We start from the raw sequence: 18,300 nt of genomic DNA on the forward strand, positions 1-18,300 counted from the left end.
CCAATGTATCTGAAAAATATAGAGGTGCAGGGATTTAAATCCTTTGCACAGAAAATAAATTTTGAATTTCATAACGGGATCACCGGCATCGTAGGACCTAACGGCAGCGGAAAAAGTAATGTTGGCGATGCAGTCCGCTGGGTTCTGGGAGAACAGAGCGCCAAGCAGCTTCGAGGCGGGAATATGCAGGATGTTATCTTTTCAGGAACGGAGCTTCGCAAGCCTCTGAGCTTTGCGTCCGTGGCTATTACACTTGATAACAGTGATCACAAGCTCCCGGTGGATTTTGAAGAAGTAACCGTTACCAGAAGACTGTATCGTTCCGGTGAGAGCGAATACCGCATCAACGGCAGCTCCTGTCGTTTAAAGGACATCAATGAGATGTTCTATGATACCGGTATCGGAAAAGAAGGATATTCCATCATCGGACAGGGTCAGATCGATAAGATCTTAAGTGGAAAACCCGAAGAACGCCGAGAGCTTTTTGACGAGGCAGCCGGGATCGTCAAATTTAAAAGACGAAAAAATACCACACTGAAGAAGCTTGAGGAAGAACAACAGAATCTGGTCCGTGTCACGGACATCTTAAGTGAGCTGACCAAGCAGCTGGAACCGCTGGAACGTCAGTCTGAGACTGCAAAAATATATCTGGCAAAAAGAGAAAATCTGAAAGAGCTGGATATAAATATGTTCCTCCTGGAATATGAACACACCGGAAATCTGATCCGCGAGCTGGAAGAAAAAACCAGGATCGCAGAAAATCAGTTAAAAGAAGCCCAGGATGCTCATAGTCGTACCAAGGATGAATATGAACGTCTGGAAAAAATACTGGAAGAGCTGAATGAGCGGATGGAGGCGTTGCGGGAAGAAAGCCGGGATCGTGCTATCCGTAAACAACAGCTGTCCGGTGAGATCAATGTTCTTCATGAACAGATCCTGGCAGGAGAGCAGAATGACAGTCATTATCGCAGCCGTCTTTTAGCAGTTCAGGAAGATACGGAGAAAAAATCTGCAGACCAGGAAGCTCTGGAAGAGCAAAAAGCAGATCTTCAGGCAAATTTACGGGAGATCGACAGAAAACTTGCTGACGAGCAGAAAAAAATGGACAATATCCAGAGCAGCATCGAAGAATGCACCCAGGCAGTGGAAGATGGTAAGAATGAGATCATTGAGATCCTTAATTCCCGTGCAAACACCAAAGGTAAGGCACAGCGTTTTGATGCCATGAAGGAGCAGTTGGATATCCGGAAAGCAGGAATCAGTCAGAGGATCCTTTCCCTGAAAACCCAGGAAGAGGAGCAGCAGTCAGCAATCGATCAGGCACAGAAGGAATACGACACTATCACGAAGACCATTCAGGAAACCAGAGAAGAAGGCAGCCGTCTTACAAAAGAGATACATGCCATCCAGGAAACCCTTAAACAGCAGAATACACAGCTGGAAAAGGAACAGACGTCCTATCATAGAGAGGCATCCAGACTGGAATCCCTCCGCAATATCACAGAACGTTATGATGGATATGGAAACAGTATCCGCCGTGTCATGGAACAGAAGAATCATGTTCCTGGGATCCGTGGCGTAGTGGCGGATATCATTCACGTTGAAAAAAATTATGAGATCGCTATTGAGACAGCTCTTGGCGGAAGTATTCAGAATATCGTTACGGATAACGAGCAGACTGCCAAGCAGATGATCGAATTCCTGAAGAAAAACCGGTATGGTCGTGCGACTTTTCTCCCGTTAAACAGCATTTCTTCAAGAGGCGAGTTTAATCAGAGAGGTGCTTTGAACGAACCGGGAGCTATTGGTCTTGCCAGTGGCCTGGTAACTGCAGAGAAGGAATATGACGGTCTGATCGGATATCTTCTTGGCAGAGTGCTGGTGGTGGATCATATCGATCATGCTATTGCCATTGCAAGAAAATACCGATACAGTATCCGTATGGTAACGTTGGAGGGAGAATCCTTAAGTCCAGGCGGTTCCATGACCGGTGGAGCTTTTAAGAACAACAGCAATCTTCTTGGGCGTCGTCGTGAGATCGAGGAACTGGAAAAGAAGGTAAAAGAGCTGGCAGCCGGGTATCATGAGATCCGACAGTCCATGGAAGATAACCGCAGCAGAAGAAATGAGATGCGTGATACTGTGGCGGCGCTGCAGCAGAAATTTCAGGAACAATCCATTCAGCAGAATACAGCCAGGTTGAACATTGAACAGCTGGAGAAAAAAGCGGAGGAGATCCGCGGCGGTTATACCAGGATCGAGAGGGAGCAGGAGGAGATCCGTCTTCAGGCAAGAGACATGCAGGCAGATAACATAAAGATCACGCAGGAACTTGAAGCATCCAAAAGGGATGAGGAAGAGCTGGAAACGTTTATCGAGACCCGGCAGAAGGAGCTGGAGGACTGGAAAAAGGACGAAGCGGAGACTTCAGAGAAGCTGGAAAGGATCCGTCTTGACGCATCTGCATCCCAGCAGAAGGAAAGCTTCATAAAGGAAAATCTGCGGCGCCTGAAAGAGGAAATCGAAGTTCTTTCGAAAGAGAGGGAAGAAATTCTGGATTCTCTGGAAAAAGGCAGCCAGGAAACTGCAGAAAAGAGAAAGACGATCGACAAGGTCCGTAAGGAGATCGAAGGCTTTGCCGCAAAAGAAGAGGTGGCTGCAAAACAGCTGGAAAAATGGCAGCAGGAAAAGGAAGAGCGCACAAAAAGCCATAAGGAGTTTTTTGAAAAGCGTGATGAGCTGTCTGGCCAGATCAGTCTTCTGGACAAAGAATGCTTCCGACTGAAGACTCAGGCAGAAAAGATCGAAGAGAACCGGGAAGCAAGGATTTCCTATATGTGGGAAGAATACGAGATCACTCCGAATAATGCCTTGCAGTACAGGAAAGAAGAAATGAATGACAGGTATGTGATGAAGCAGCAGATCCATAAATTAAAGGACGAGATCCGAGCTCTTGGCTCTGTCAACGTCAATGCCATTGAGGATTACAAAGAACTTCTGGAACGGCATACGTTCTTAAGCGGTCAGTACAACGATCTTTTGGAAGCGGAAAAAACGCTGGAACAGATCATCCAGGAGTTGGATGAGGGCATGCGGAAGCAGTTCAGCGAAAAATTCGGAGAGATCCAGAAAGAATTTGATAAAGCCTTCAAAGAACTGTTCGGCGGAGGCCGGGGAACTCTGGAACTTGCGGAAGACGAGGATATCCTTGAGGCAGGGATCCGGATCATTTCCCAGCCGCCCGGAAAAAAACTTCAGAACATGATGCAGCTTTCCGGTGGGGAAAAAGCTCTGACAGCCATTGCACTTCTTTTTGCGATCCAGAATCTGAAGCCTTCACCATTCTGTCTTCTGGATGAGATCGAGGCTGCACTGGATGATTCCAATGTAGGACGTTTTGCGGGATATCTTCAGAAGTTGACGAAGAACACACAATTTATTATAATAACACATAGACGTGGTACCATGAATGCAGCAGACAGGCTTTATGGAATTACCATGCAGGAAAAAGGGGTATCCACGCTGGTATCCGTAGATTTAGTAGAGAACCAGCTTACCCAGTAGCAGAGGGGATGAATCAGTATGGCAGAAGAAAAAAAAGGATTTTTTAAACGTCTGGTAAGCGGACTTACCAAAACGCGAGACAATATCGTTGCCGGCTTTGATTCCATTTTCAGCGGTTTTTCCAGTATTGATGATGATTTTTATGAAGAACTGGAAGAGATCCTGATCATGGGAGATATCGGCATTAACGCAACCACCTCCATTCTGGAGCATTTAAAGGAGCAGGTTGCTGAGCAGCATATCAAGGAGCCGTCCCAGTGCAAACAGCTTCTGATCGACAGCATCAAAAAACAGATGCAGGTAGAAAGCACAGAATATGAGTTTGAGAACCGGAAATCCGTGATCCTTGTGATCGGTGTCAACGGAGTAGGTAAGACTACCTCCGTAGGCAAACTGGCCGGTAAATTAAAGGATCAGGGAAAAAAGGTCATCCTCGGGGCAGCAGATACCTTCCGTGCGGCAGCCGGGGAGCAGCTGACACAGTGGGCCAACCGTGCAGGCGTTGAGATCATCGGCGGCCAGGACGGAGCAGACCCGGCATCTGTTGTCTATGATGCAGTGGCAGCAGCCAAAGCCAGAAATGCAGATATTCTGATCTGCGATACCGCAGGAAGACTTCATAATAAGAAAAACCTTATGGAAGAGCTTCGCAAGATTTACCGTATTCTGGAACGTGAGTATCCGGAAGCATATTTGGAAACGCTGGTAGTTCTTGACGGAACCACGGGCCAGAATGCGCTTTCCCAGGCAAGACAGTTTGCCGAGGTCGCAAACGTTACCGGAATCATTCTTACCAAACTTGATGGTACAGCCAAGGGCGGAATCGCAGTAGCGATCCAGTCTGAGCTTGACATACCAGTAAAATACATCGGAGTAGGCGAAAGTATCGATGACCTGCAGAAATTTGATGCAGACGCATTTGTAAACGCCCTCTTTGACGTAGAAGAAAGGAGCTAAATACAAATGCTTACATTAGAGAGCTTTGAGGAAGCGGCAGCAAAAGTAAAAGAAGTGACACAGGAAACAAAGCTGATATACAGCAGTTATTTCTCAGATATGACGGGAAATAAGGTTTATCTGAAGCCAGAGAATATGCAGCGTACCGGTGCATATAAGGTGCGTGGCGCATATTACAAGATCAGCACACTTTCTGACGAAGAGAGGAACAAAGGTCTGATCACTGCATCTGCAGGAAATCATGCCCAGGGTGTTGCTTATGCTGCACATAAATATGGAGTAAAAGCAGTCATTGTCATGCCAACTACCACACCACTGATCAAGGTAGAGCGCACCAAGAGTTACGGTGCGGAGGTTATCCTTCACGGCGACGTATATGACGAAGCCTGCGCACACGCACTTGCCCTTGCAGAAGAAAAAGGATATACCTTTATCCATCCATTTGACGATCCGGCAGTAGCAACCGGTCAGGGAACTATCGCCATGGAGATCGTACAGGAACTTCCGCTTGTAGATTACATCCTGGTACCGATCGGAGGGGGCGGACTTGCTACAGGTGTCTCTACACTTGCGAAGCTTCTGAACCCACACATCAAAGTCATCGGTGTTGAGCCGGCAGGCGCAGCATGTATGAAGGCATCCCTGGAGAAAGGTGAGGTCGTAACGCTTCCTCACGTAAATACTATCGCAGATGGTACTGCAGTACAGACTCCGGGAAAAAATATCTTCCCATATATCCAGGAAAATCTGGACGATATCATTACCATCGATGATGATGAGCTGATCGTGGCTTTTCTTGATATGGTAGAAAACCACAAGATGATCGTAGAGAACTCAGGACTTCTTACTGTAGCAGCTCTCCGTCATCTGGATGTAAAGAATAAGAAGATCGTTTCCATCTTAAGCGGTGGAAATATGGATGTGATCACCATGTCATCGGTTGTACAGCACGGACTGATCCAGCGTGACCGTATCTTTACCGTATCCGTACTTATTCCGGATAAGCCAGGTGAACTGGTACGTGTTGCAAGTGTGATCGCTGAAAATCAGGGTAATGTTATCAAACTGGATCATAACCAGTTTGTAAGTACCAACCGAAATGCAGCCGTAGAACTTCGGATCACTATGGAAGCATTCGGAACAGATCATAAGAATCAGATCGTTGCAGCTCTGGAAAAAGCGGGTTGCAAACCGAGAGTGGTACGTGCTATACTGTAGGACGTGTTATATTGCAATAACTGAAACTTCTGACCGGACTGTTGCATATGATGTAACAGCCCGGTCTTTTGCGAAAATACCTGCATAGACAGAAAGGACAGATAAATATGTGTGGAATTGTAGGATTTACAGGTAGACACCAGGCAGCTCCGATCCTTTTAGATGGACTCTCCAAGCTGGAATACAGAGGATATGATTCCGCTGGAATCGCCGTACGTGACGGCGAGGACGAGACGGAAGTGATCAAAGCCAAGGGAAGACTGAAAGTTCTGTCAGAAAAGACAAACGGCGGAGAGACTGTACCGGGAACCTGTGGTATCGGTCATACCAGATGGGCAACTCATGGTGAACCTTCTGAGAACAATGCACATCCGCATATGACAGACGACGGTAATATCGTAGCAGTCCACAACGGCATCATTGAGAACTATCAGGAACTGAAAAATAAGCTCACCCGTAAAGGCTATACTTTCTATTCTGAGACCGATACCGAGGTAGCAGTCAAGCTGATCGATTATTATTACAAGAAATATGAGGGAACACCGGTGGATGCCATCACACATTCCATGGTACGTATCCGTGGTTCCTATGCCCTTGCGATCATGTTCAAGGATTATCCGGGTGAAATATATGTAGCCAGAAAAGACAGCCCCATGATCCTTGGAGTGGCAGAAGATGAATCCTTTATCGCTTCTGACGTACCGGCGATCCTGAAATACACCCGCAATGTATATTATATCGGCAATCTGGAGATGGCGCGTGTGAAAAAAGGCGAAGTCACCTTCTACAATCTTGATGGAGATGAGATCGAGAAAGAGCTGAAAACCATTGAATGGGATGCAGAAGCAGCGGAAAAAGCCGGATATGAGCATTTCATGATGAAAGAGATCCATGAACAGCCAAAGGCAGTACTGGATACGTTGAATTCCGTGCTCAAGGATGGAAAGATCGACCTCAGTGAAGTTGGCCTGGAAGAAGAAAGCATCCGGAACATCCAGCAGATCTATATCATAGCCTGCGGCTCCGCTTATCACGTAGGAATGGCAGCACAGTATGTGATCGAGGATCTTGCACAGATCCCGGTAAGAGTAGAGCTCGCTTCCGAATTCCGTTACCGAAAAATGGCCCTTAACACCAACAGCCTTGCAGTGATCATCAGCCAGTCCGGTGAAACAGCAGACAGTCTTGCAGCACTTCGTAAATGCAAGGAAAATGGTATTCGTACACTGGGAATCGTTAATGTAGTGGGATCTTCCATTGCACGTGAGGCTGATAATGTATTTTATACTCTGGCCGGACCGGAGATTTCTGTAGCTACTACCAAGGCGTACAGCACACAGCTGATCGCAGCTTATACACTGGCGATCCAGTTTGCAATGGTAAGAGGAACGATCACAGAAGAAGCCTACAGCAATTATATCAGTGAACTGCAGACACTTCCGGATAAGATCTGTAAGATCCTGGAAGATAAGGAACGTATCCAGTGGTTTGCCTCAAAACAGGCAAATGTAAAAGATGCTTTCTTTGTAGGAAGAGGAATTGATTACGCTATCAGCCTGGAGGGCAGTCTGAAGATGAAAGAGATCAGTTACATTCACTCTGAAGCCTATGCTGCCGGAGAGCTGAAACACGGAACGATCTCCCTGATCGAAGACGGGACTCTTGTGATCGGTGTGCTGACCCAGCCGGATCTCTACGAAAAAACAGTCAGCAATATGGTTGAGTGTAAGAGCCGCGGCGCCTACCTTATGGGCCTGACCACATTTGGTAATTACAATATCGAGGATACCGCAGACTTCACCGTCTACATCCCGAAAACAGACCCGCACTTTGCAACATCCCTGGCAGTGATCCCGCTTCAGCTTCTGGGCTACTACGTAAGCGTAGCCAAAGGACTGGATGTGGATAAACCACGAAATCTGGCGAAGAGCGTGACAGTGGAGTAAAAAATATATATGGACTATAGAGAAAGCCTCAGAGTATGTATATGCGAAAATACTCTGAGGCTTTTTTATAAAATCTTTACGCAAAAATAGTTTCATGGTATCATATAGACATATGATGCTGTGAAATTATTTTGCTTTTCAGGGGATATTAAGAAGGGGTGACGGGTACATGCTTATGCCGGTAGTGCCAGAGAGGAGATTGAACTGAAACCAGAGTGCCCGGACAGCCATAGAGCAGATAAAGGAGAAAAATTATCCGGAGTCTTTACAGAAATGTACAGGGAATATCCTGGCTTGTGGGGATCAATTATAACAAACCAATCAACAGTGGTAAGCTTTTGGAGCTGCTGTCACAGTACAAATAATAAGATAGGAAAAAATATATGAAGAATACAGTGGTGATCTTTAATGCCGGTATCGGTGCGCTGACTCTTGGTTTTCAAAATGCCGGTTATGAGATTTTGAAAGCATATGAGCCGGACAGAAAAGTGATAGAGATCTATCAGGAAAATATAAGTCAAAATGTAACTGCATGCAGCCTTTCTTCCATAGATCCTGCCACAGTTCCGGACAGTGATGTCTGGGCTTTTGATCTGACGCAGTCGAAAGCAGAAGAGGTGTTTTATAGTTTGACCCTGGTGCAAAGAAGACGACCGCCGGCCATTCTTTTTGTTATGAAAAAGCAATTATGGAAAGGGTTCATAAAGGAGCACATTTTTCAGCTGCAAGAATATGGATACCATATCACGCATAAAAATATCCAGAGTTCGGAGGTTACTGCATTTCCGCTGCGGGAAGAATTTGCATATATTGTTTCAAAAAGAGTGAATGCTTCGGATATGATCATGCCGGTGCAGGTCCATAAGAGTAGTATCCTGTTGGATGGCTGGGTGGAAATGAATCCACAGGATTCCTGGTATTACAGAATTGATTTTGCGAAAGAGAAGATTGATGCTTCGCATGCCGGTGACAGCGTTTTGTGTTGGGAAAAAGGCGGTTATCGGGAATCCGGGCAGGTTCGTCTGAATCTGATAAAAATGCCGCTGATCCGTATCCATGGCGTCTATCATAAGATCACACACAAAGAAATAGCCAGATTAAAGGGATTTCCGGAAGATTTTCCACGTTCTGTGCCAAACAAAAGCCGGATGTACAGAAGCCTGATATATGCGCCGAACATAAAAGTGACAGAACAGGTCGTTCGCAATCTCTGCGTAGAACCCTATATAAATTCAGAGGGTGATGTGCAGATGAAAAACTGGGAAAATATGGCCCGCTTTAAGCAGCTTTTTGAAAAATACCTTACATATAAAGGGGTTTCTTTCCAAAGCGATGAATGGGTCTTTATGACCAGAATGTACAGTGATTCCAAAGAAATCGCTACACTTAAACGGTTGCAGAGTTATAGCCGTCTGGTTGGAAAAGCAGTGTCAGATCAGAAAAAGGATCTGCCATTACAAAATATCTGTGTAGTGGCGAATCTGGTCTCTGATGAGACTAAGAGAAAGTACGAAGAGGCGAAGCTTGGATATGTCTGGGACATCCGAAATGTGCTGTGGCTCTTTGAGGACTATCCGGAACTGAAGAACGAACTGATCTCGATTCTGAATTATTCGGTGGAAAACATAGAACCGGAGAGACCGGAGCCTTTTATCTTTGAGGAAAGCAGCCAGATGGAGAATACGGATCCGGAATCGGTTGCTGACAGCTATATAGCGCAGTTAAAAGTGTTGGAGACCGGTAGTGCAGCTTTCAAGAAATATGAGGAACTTTGTGTTTCTATTCTGAAATATATCCTTGGAGAATATCTGACTTTGTGGGAGCAGCAGAAGACAACAGAGGAAGATCTGTATCGTTTTGACATGTGCTGTAAGATCAAAAACGGGGTGACACAGGATTTTTTTGACACGATCTGTAAGTATTTTTCTACGAAGTATATCGTGTTCGAGTTTAAAAACTATGAAAAGCCTATTACTCAGAGGGAAATTTACACTACAGAAAAATATCTGTACGAAAAAGCTCTCCGTAAAGTTGCGATCATTATTTCCAGAAAAGGAGCGGATAAACATGCGAAAATGGCTGCACGGGGAAGTCTACGGGAAAGCGGGAAACTGATCATCTGCCTGTCCGATGAAGATTTGAAAGCGATGCTCCAGATAAAAAAAGAAGGGGAAAAAACAACGGGAGGGTATTTGGAAGATATTTTGGATGATATGCTGATGCGCCTGGAAAAATAGAAAATTTTGTGAAAAATCACTCAAAAATCCCCATTTCGAGGGCAGAGTTTTGGAAGATAATCCGCTGCCTTCGAATTTTTTCATTTTCGAAATAAATCTGTTGTTGTAATATGGAAATTGATGTGGCATAATAAATGGGAAAATGTTAAAAATAAGAAAAATCCAGATTAAGGAAATGTAAAGTCGCATTTTCAGGATAACATGGCTCCTGACAGGTTATGACAGGAAGCGAGTATGACAAAGGAGAAAATTATGGCAATTTTTTCAATGATCTTATCTTTGTTGTGTGGAGTATCATTATTTTTGTTTGGTATGTCCCTAATGGGCGATGGTCTGAAGCTGGCAGCAGGTAATAAGCTGGAAGCATTTCTTTATAAGATGACCAATACTCCGCTGAAGGGTGTCGCACTTGGTACTGGTGTTACCAGTGTGATCCAGTCGTCTTCTGCGACGACAGTTATGGTGATCGGTTTTGTAAACTCCGGTATGATGAAACTGAAACAGGCGATCGGTATCATCATGGGAGCCAATATCGGAACCAGTATTACTGGCTGGATCTTATGTCTTTCTTATATTGAAGGATCTAATGGAATCGCTAGTGTTCTTTCCACAGCAACTATTTCTGCTGTTGTGGCTGTAGTTGGTATTATTTTCCGTATGTTCTGTAAGCGTACCTTACATAAGAACGTGGGAAATATCATGCTTGGTTTTGCGATCCTGATGACAGGTATGCAGATGATGAGTGGTGCGGTATCTCCATTGCGTGAGAGTCCGATGTTCATCAAGATGCTGACTATGTTTTCCAATCCGATCGCAGGTATTCTCGTAGGTATCGCTTTTACTGCGGTACTCCAGAGTGCGTCTGCAACAGTCGGTGTGCTCCAGGCTCTTTCCGTAACCGGTATCCTGACATTTGCAAGTGCATTTCCGATCGTTCTTGGTATCGGTGTTGGTGCTGCATGTCCAGTTCTGATCTCAGCCATCGGAGCAAATAAGAACGGTAAAAGAACGGCTCTTGTATATCTGATCAATGACCTGTTTGGTCTGATTCTCTGGTCTGTGATCTTTTATACCGTGAATGCGTTTGTACATTTTACATTTATGGATATGACCATGACACCGGTAGCGATCGCACTTTTGAACACAGTTTTCCGTCTGGCAACGGTTATCGTGCTGTTCCCGTTTATTTCAAAGATCGAGAAGCTGGTATGCTGGCTTGTTAAGGATAACAAAGAAGATCTGGAAGATGAGGCAGACTTTGATCTTCTGGAAGAGCGTCTTCTGAATTACCCGGCCCTTGCTATCGCACAGTGTCACCGTGTAATGAACGGAATGTCCAAGAAGCTCCGTAAGAATGTCAACAGAGCCATGAATCTTCTGAATGATTATCAGCAGGATAAGTATGATAAGGTTCAGCGAAAAGAGGATCTGATCGACAAGTATGAAAGTCGTCTAGGAGAGTATCTGATCCAGCTGACAAAGAGAGAGATGAATTCTGCACAGACAAGACAGACTTCACTGTATCTGCATACGATCAATGACTTTGAGCGTATCGGTGATCATGCTTCTTACATTGCTCATATGTCCAATGAAATGCATGATAACCATACGAATTTTTCACAGGAAGCCTGGGATGAGCTGAATGTTGTTATGGAGGCAGTTCGTGAGGATATCAATATAACCTGCAATGCTTTCATGAAAGACGATAAAGAAATGGCACAGAGAGTAGCACCTCTCGGAGCTGTGATCACAGGACTTTGTGATGTACTGAAGATGCGTCATGCAGAGCGACTGAGCCAGGGCAAATGCGGACTGGAAGAGGGAACGGTATTTAGTGATATCCTTAACAGTTTCTGTCGTATCGCAACTCACTGTGCAAGTGCTATGGTGGCACTTATGAAGAGCGGAGAGACAGGATCTGATCTTCATATTCACGATTCCAAGATCTATCCCACAAACAGTGCGGACTACTACCAGTATTTCAAGGAATACGGACAGAAATATGATATTGGAAATCAGGAAGGCCATATGCTCAGCATGGAGCCGGAAGAAGTAGAATAAGAAATTCAGGCAGCGGAAATGTAGATATTCCGCTGCCGTTTTTGTTAGGGATTTGCCCTAACAATGAAAAAAGAAGGGGCTGTCGCACTAATTTTTTAGTGCGACAGCCCCTTTGTACTGAGGTGATTATAGTTCAGAGAACAAAATATGTCACTCCTCTATTTTTCATTACTTTTTGTAAAAATCATATAATTGCTGATAATTAGTAATAGGGGTTATCAAAATACAGATTTCATGATATGATAAACCTATCAGATAGCGTGAGACATATAATGGGGATATGTATCTCGCAGAAAGAAAAGGGAGGGTTTTATTATGGGTGAAAGTATGATCACATCGTTTGACGGAACGAAACTGTATCTGAAAAAAGAAACAGCAGCAGACAATAAAGCGGTGATCGTGATTGTCCACGGACTCTGTGAGCACCAGGGCAGGTACGATTATTTTGCGGAAAAACTTCATGAGGCGGGAATCGGAACCTATCGTTTTGATCACAGAGGACATGGACGGTCTGAAGGTGAAGAGACTTTTTATTCAGATTTCAATGAGCTTCTGGACGACACCAACGTAGTTGTGGATATGGCAATTGAGGAAAATCCGGATATCCCGGTATTTCTTCTGGGACACAGCATGGGCGGATTTACGGTTTCTCTGTACGGAGCCAAATATCCGGACAAAAAACTCCGGGGGATCATTACCAGTGGTGCGCTGACCGCAGATAACGGCAATCTGATACGTGGTGTGCCGGGAGAAATGGATGTACATACGCGCCTTGCCAATCAGCTGGGTTCAGGTGTATGCTCTGTACAGGAAGTGGTAGACTGGTACGGAAAAGATCCATACAATAAACAGTCCTTTACAGCGGGGTTATGCTATGCGATCTGCGACGGACTTGACTGGTTCAAAGAGAAAAAAGCAGAGTTCCATTATCCGGTCCTTATGACACACGGCGAGAAAGACGGTCTGGTAAGTGTACAGGATACCTATGATTTCTTTAAAGAAGCAGGATCAAAAGACAAGCAGATGAAGATCTACGGCGGACTTTTTCATGAGATCCTGAATGAGTATTGTAAAGATGAAGTGATCGGGGATATGATCCGGTGGATGGAAGTGAGAATCTGAATATAAACAAATTGTTTTACAAGTAGCAGCAAAGCCAGGTGGAAACATATAGCACCTGGCTTTCTTTTGCAAAGAGATTCTGTTACAATAGCAGGATGAAAACAAGAAGACAGAACAGGAGAAAAATAACCATGTCAAATATCATAGAAATCACAGATTTCAACGCTCCGGAGCTGGATGTATATGCCAGGATCTCGGAGATACAGCTTTTGAACCGGGCAGAACCGGAGAAGGGGATCTTTATTGCGGAGAGCCCGAAGGTTATTGAGAGAGCTTTGGATTCCGGGTGCCAGCCGATTTCTTTTCTGGTGGAACATAAACATGTTGAGGGTGAGGCAAAAGAACTGATCCGTCGTTGTGGAGACATCCCGGTTTATACGGCAGAATTTGATGTGTTGACGCAGCTGACTGGATTCAAGCTGACAAGAGGAATGCTCTGTGCAATGCGCCGGCCGGCGCTTCCTGATATAGTCGATGTATGCAAAAATGCCCGCAGGATCGCAGTTCTGGAAAATGTGGTAAATCCTACTAATATAGGCGCGATCTTTCGTTCTGCGGCGGCTCTTGGGATGGATGCGGTGCTGCTGACACCGGGGTGCAGCAATCCATTGTACCGCCGTGCGATCCGTGTCAGCATGGGAACCGTATTCCAGATACCATGGACATTTTTTGATGAAAAAACAGAGTGGAAAACGGAAGGAATCCGGTCTCTGAAAGCGATGGGATTTAAGACGGCAGCCATGGCTCTTAGGGAGGATTCCTTTGATATTGATGATCCTCATCTGATGGCAGAAGAAAAACTGGCAGTAGTTCTTGGAACAGAGGGGGATGGCCTTGCTTCGGAGACCATTGCGGACTGTGATTATACAGTATGTATTCCAATGGCACACGGTGTGGATTCACTGAATGTGGCGGCAGCCAGTGCAGTTGCATTTTGGCAGCTGGGAAAACGCTAAATATTTAAGAGAGTTCCCGTTTTTATGATCTTGCATTCTGGTTTTCTTCTTCCATATCCATCAGATGAAAAGAAAGCAACAGATACAGGATCTCGTTTCTGTCTGTAAGATCTGAATCCAGAAAAGCTTTGATCTTATCCAGACGATAAAGAAGAGTACTTCTGTGGATAAATAAAGCGCTGGCAGTATGAGAAATGTTCTGGTTGTGCTCCAGAAAACAACGCAGTGTTTCATAGAGATGAGATTGCTTTGCCTCATCCTTATATTTCATTGACAGAAGCTTTTCGTGACAGACCATGTAAGCAGGAAGCTTTTTGGTTGCCTGTTCCAGAATATAGGGCAGAGCGATGGAGTCAAAATAGTGGATACTTTCTGCGGGATTTTTGCGTTTTCCAACCTGCAGGGTAACAGAAGCCTGCGTGTATTGTCGGTGGAAATTAAAATGTCCAAGCATCTTCCGGCTGTATCCGGCGCTTAACATGCTGCTTTTGATAAAACCCTCGATCTTATCGGAAATCTCATGGATAGTCAGAGTGCAGAGATCCAGATTGATAAAAAGCACAGCATTTCCCTTATATTCGGTAGCACAGCTGGCCGGGATCGTATTTTCAAGATAATTGCAGATGGCATTAAGGGTCAGATTTTTCTGGTCGATCAGCCCGGTTTGGATCAAAATACATTGATATATATGGGAAGAAAGCCACCCTACATTTGTCAGCTGCTGACTGACTTTTACATAATCAGCTCCAGGATCTGTCAGAATTGACATAAAAATCTGATGAAGAGGAAAAGCTTTATCCCGGCTGTGCATGATACCTGTGGAAAGTGCATGGGATACCATCTGGGAAAGGTACTCCAGAACAAAACCAAACGTATCATCCAGGGGAACCTCACCTTCGGAAAACATCAGCCTGTATACTGCTTTATCATTATTGGAGATATTTACGCAAAGAGAAGGAGCAGTAAGGCCATTTCCCGGATAATAAAAATATCCGGTTTTATAAAAAGCCTCTTCGTAATGAGGATCCTGCTTCAGGCTGTCCACAATAGCCCAGGAATTTTCAGTGGAACCCAAAACAGAATTGGAAAGATCACTCAGATTCCAGTCTCTGGAGGCAATGATAGTAAAATCCATACCGATCAGCATCATTGGATTGGGAATAATGGAAGCTGTAAGATCCAGAAGTTCCTGGATAGAAGCATTCCGGAGACGGGAATCCATCAGGGACTGATTCCACTGATCATAGAGGATAAAAATATCCTGAATCCTGTTAAAGACAATATTGACCGGAATATCTTCAGGGATGATACACATGTTTGGCTGAGTTAATTCGTAGTTCTGATAGATTTTTCCAATCATCAGGAACAGAATATTTTTGGGATGATGAAAAGTGAGCTGAAAATCCGGATCTGTGATAAGGTAAACACGCCCATCCTGAAGAGAGGTGTTCTTTTCAAAGCAGGAAGGGCAGGAAAGGGAAGGAATTGTATCCAGCCTGGATGTATGCAGGGGAAAAGATTTCTGTAAATGATAGCAGATGAGTTTTGCACTGAGTTTCAAGGAAAATCCTCCTTCCTATATTTTGTAGGAAAAAATAGGAATAATAGCCATGTTATGTGGAAGTGTGATTCTTTTGATTTACAGTATAATAGAATCATAAGGAGAAAACAAGTGCAGAAACAAGCCTTTTATATTGGGGTGTGGCAAAACAAGTGCGGAAAAAAGGGCAGGGCTGTATGTCTGTTAATGATCTTCCGAAGCTGATCAAAGAATATGGAAAAGATATCACATTTATTAATAAGAAGTAAATAGAATAACAAAGGTTGGAAAAGCCTGCAAAACCCAGCAGAAAAGTGCTTTTCCGGCCTTTTTTTGTGAAATTCAGGAAAAAATAAATTTGTAAAGCAAAAACCCTTGACAGGTGTGGCGGAATCGTGTATGATAGCCAAGGTGATTACAGATGGAGAAATTTGTAGAGCAGACATTTTTATTTGATTTTTATGGAGAGCTTCTGACAGAGAGGCAGCGGCAGGTGTACACCAGTGTGGTATTTGAGGATTATTCCTTAAGTGAGGTTGCTGAGGAACTTGGCATCAGCAGACAGGGTGTGCATGATATGATCAGACGGTGCAATCGGACGTTGGAAGAATATGAAGAGAAGCTTCATCTGGTCGAGAAATTCCTGAACATCCGCAGTCAGGTCATAAAGATCCATGAACTGGCTGACAAGTACCACGCCGAAGATATTGCGGCGATTTCCAATGTGATATTAGAGGAGTTATGATCAATGGCATTTGAGAGTTTAACAGATAAACTGCAGAATGTATTTAAGAAGCTGAAGGGCAAGGGCCGTCTCACAGAGGCTGATGTCAAGGTAGCACTGAAGGAAGTTAAGATGGCGCTTCTGGAAGCGGATGTTAACTTTAAGGTTGTTAAGCAGTTTACGAAATCCGTTCAGGAAAAGGCTATCGGACAGGATGTTATGAATGGTCTGAATCCGGGACAGATGGTGATCAAGATCGTAAATGATGAGCTGGTCAACCTGATGGGAAGTGAGACAACAGAGCTTCCGATCAAACCGGGAATGGATCTTACCGTTCTTATGATGGTCGGTCTTCAGGGTGCAGGTAAGACAACGACGGTTGCCAAGCTGGCAGGCAAACTGAAATCCAAGGGAAAGAGACCACTGCTTGTGGCCTGTGATGTTTACCGTCCGGCAGCGATCACACAGCTGCAGGTAAACGGTGAGAAACAGGGCGTCGAGGTCTTTTCTATGGGAGATAAGCAGAATCCCGTGGATATTGCAAAAGCAGCTATCGAGCATGCGAAATCCAATCAGCAGAATGTTGTGCTCATCGATACAGCAGGACGTCTTCATATTGATGAGGACATGATGCAGGAGCTTGAGAATATCAAAGCGAATGTGAATGTAGATGCTACAGTGCTTGTAGTTGATGCCATGACAGGACAGGATGCAGTAAATGTGGCGCAGAACTTTTCTGATAAAGTCGGCATTGACGGTGTGATCCTGACTAAGATGGACGGTGATACACGAGGCGGCGCTGCGCTTTCCATTAAAGCCGTGACCGGCAAACCGATCTTCTATGTTGGTATGGGAGAGAAGCTTTCAGATCTGGAACAGTTTTATCCGGAACGTATGGCTTCCAGGATCCTTGGAATGGGCGATGTAATGAGTCTGATCGAGAAGGTGGAAGCATCTGTGGATCAGGAACAGGCTCAGGAGATGCAAAAGAAGCTGAAGAAAATGGATTTCGACTTCAATGATTATCTTACCAGCATGGAGCAGATGAACAAGATGGGTGGTATTTCCAGTATCCTGAACATGCTTCCCGGAATGGGCGGTAAGATGAAGGATATCGAGGGTATGATCGATGAGAAGGCTATGGACCGTACCAAGTCCATCATTCTTTCCATGACACCTCAGGAGAGAAGTAACCCCAACATTTTGAACATCTCACGCAAGAACCGTATCGCCAGAGGCGCCGGAGTGGATATTACAGAAGTAAATCGTCTTGTGAAGCAGTTTGAGCAGAGCAAGAAGATGATGAAACAGATGCCGGGATTAACAGGCGGCAAGATGAATATGGGAAAAAGAGGCGGCTTTAAGCTTCCCTTTTAATAAATAACAATAAATTTTCAGAAAGATAATTGGAGGAAAACAAAAATGGCAGTTAAGATCAGATTAAGAAGAATGGGACAGAAGAAAGCACCTTTCTATAGAATCGTAGTAGCAGATTCTCGCTGCAAACGTGACGGAAGATGCATCGCAGAGATCGGAACATATGATCCGAACCTTGACCCAAGCGTATACAAAATCGATGAAGAGGCAGCAAAAAAATGGCTTGCAGCTGGTGCTCAGCCTACAGAGGTAGTTGCTAAGCTTCTTAAACTTGCCGGAATCGAGAAATAATACCTGACAGATTTGGATCTGTGGCCTCAATGAGGCAGGAGCAAGGAGGTATGTAATGAAACAACTTGTAGAAGTAATTGCAAAATCTCTTGTTGAAAATCCGGATGAAGTAGTCGTTACTGAGACTGAAAAAGACGACGCGATTGTTGTTGAACTGAAGGTCGGACCGGCCGATATGGGTAAGGTTATCGGAAGACAGGGCAGAATTGCCAAGGCAATCCGTACTGTTGTGAAAGCGGCTTCTTCAAAAAGCAGCAAAAAAGTGATTGTAGATATTCTGCAATGAAAAAGAGACAGGAGCTGTGGA

Annotated in this window: 13 protein-coding genes; 12 read left to right on the forward strand and 1 reads right to left on the reverse strand. The window is 44.6% G+C overall.

Annotated features, from left to right (window positions below; translation table 11 throughout):
• Nucleotides 1-3 precede the first annotated feature (3 nt).
• The 8 genes from smc to DW694_RS05700 all read left to right on the forward strand — a co-directional run bounded on the left by smc (nucleotide 4) and on the right by DW694_RS05700 (nucleotide 14,061).
• Nucleotides 4-3,564: a chromosome segregation protein SMC gene (gene smc, locus DW694_RS05665; protein ID WP_118752676.1), complete on the forward strand. Its 3,561-nt coding sequence runs from the start codon at nucleotides 4-6 to the stop codon at nucleotides 3,562-3,564.
• A gap of 18 nt (nucleotides 3,565-3,582) precedes the next feature.
• Nucleotides 3,583-4,521 carry a signal recognition particle-docking protein FtsY gene (ftsY, locus tag DW694_RS05670; RefSeq protein WP_015525230.1) on the forward strand — a complete coding sequence of 313 codons (939 nt, stop codon included), beginning with the start codon at nucleotides 3,583-3,585 and terminating at the stop codon, nucleotides 4,519-4,521.
• A gap of 6 nt (nucleotides 4,522-4,527) precedes the next feature.
• A complete protein-coding gene (ilvA, locus tag DW694_RS05675) occupies nucleotides 4,528-5,739 on the forward strand; it encodes a threonine ammonia-lyase (RefSeq protein WP_015525229.1) in 1,212 nt (403 codons plus the stop codon).
• Between the two features lie 107 nt (nucleotides 5,740-5,846).
• Entirely contained in the window at nucleotides 5,847-7,685 is a 1,839-nt protein-coding gene (gene glmS / locus DW694_RS05680) for a glutamine--fructose-6-phosphate transaminase (isomerizing) (RefSeq protein ID WP_022427034.1), read from the forward strand.
• Nucleotides 7,686-8,068: 383 nt separating this feature from the next.
• On the forward strand, nucleotides 8,069-9,922 hold the full coding sequence (locus DW694_RS05685; RefSeq protein ID WP_110103255.1) for a DNA cytosine methyltransferase: 1,854 nt from the start codon (nucleotides 8,069-8,071) through the stop codon (nucleotides 9,920-9,922).
• Between the two features lie 252 nt (nucleotides 9,923-10,174).
• Entirely contained in the window at nucleotides 10,175-11,983 is a 1,809-nt protein-coding gene (locus DW694_RS05690; protein WP_044962146.1) for a Na/Pi cotransporter family protein, read from the forward strand.
• A 315-nt stretch (nucleotides 11,984-12,298) separates the two neighbouring features.
• A complete protein-coding gene (locus DW694_RS05695; protein ID WP_015525224.1) occupies nucleotides 12,299-13,105 on the forward strand; it encodes an alpha/beta hydrolase in 807 nt (268 codons plus the stop codon).
• A gap of 131 nt (nucleotides 13,106-13,236) precedes the next feature.
• Nucleotides 13,237-14,061, forward strand: coding sequence for an RNA methyltransferase (locus DW694_RS05700; RefSeq protein WP_015525223.1), 825 nt, complete (start codon nucleotides 13,237-13,239; stop codon nucleotides 14,059-14,061).
• Nucleotides 14,062-14,083: 22 nt separating this feature from the next.
• On the opposite strand, the gene DW694_RS05705 is transcribed toward DW694_RS05700, so the two are convergent.
• On the reverse strand, nucleotides 14,084-15,622 hold the full coding sequence (locus DW694_RS05705) for a helix-turn-helix domain-containing protein (protein WP_118752677.1): 1,539 nt from the start codon (nucleotides 15,620-15,622) through the stop codon (nucleotides 14,084-14,086).
• Nucleotides 15,623-16,022: 400 nt separating this feature from the next.
• Here DW694_RS05705 and ylxM point away from each other — a divergent pair, with 400 nt between their 5' ends.
• From ylxM to DW694_RS05725, 4 genes are read left to right on the forward strand one after another with little or no spacing between them, the layout of a single operon-like run.
• On the forward strand, nucleotides 16,023-16,346 hold the full coding sequence (gene ylxM / locus DW694_RS05710; RefSeq protein ID WP_015525222.1) for a YlxM family DNA-binding protein: 324 nt from the start codon (nucleotides 16,023-16,025) through the stop codon (nucleotides 16,344-16,346).
• 3 nt (nucleotides 16,347-16,349) lie between these two features.
• A complete protein-coding gene (gene ffh / locus DW694_RS05715; protein ID WP_118369243.1) occupies nucleotides 16,350-17,702 on the forward strand; it encodes a signal recognition particle protein in 1,353 nt (450 codons plus the stop codon).
• 45 nt (nucleotides 17,703-17,747) lie between these two features.
• Nucleotides 17,748-17,993 carry a 30S ribosomal protein S16 gene (gene rpsP / locus DW694_RS05720; protein ID WP_015525220.1) on the forward strand — a complete coding sequence of 82 codons (246 nt, stop codon included), beginning with the start codon at nucleotides 17,748-17,750 and terminating at the stop codon, nucleotides 17,991-17,993.
• Between the two features lie 55 nt (nucleotides 17,994-18,048).
• Nucleotides 18,049-18,279 (forward strand): KH domain-containing protein, encoded by a 231-nt coding sequence (locus tag DW694_RS05725; RefSeq protein WP_015525219.1) that lies wholly within the window; start codon nucleotides 18,049-18,051, stop codon nucleotides 18,277-18,279.
• Nucleotides 18,280-18,300 lie beyond the last annotated feature (21 nt).

The sequence above is a fragment of the Ruminococcus sp. AM26-12LB genome (genome assembly GCF_003480785.1).
GTDB lineage: Bacteria > Bacillota > Clostridia > Lachnospirales > Lachnospiraceae > Blautia_A > Blautia_A fusiformis.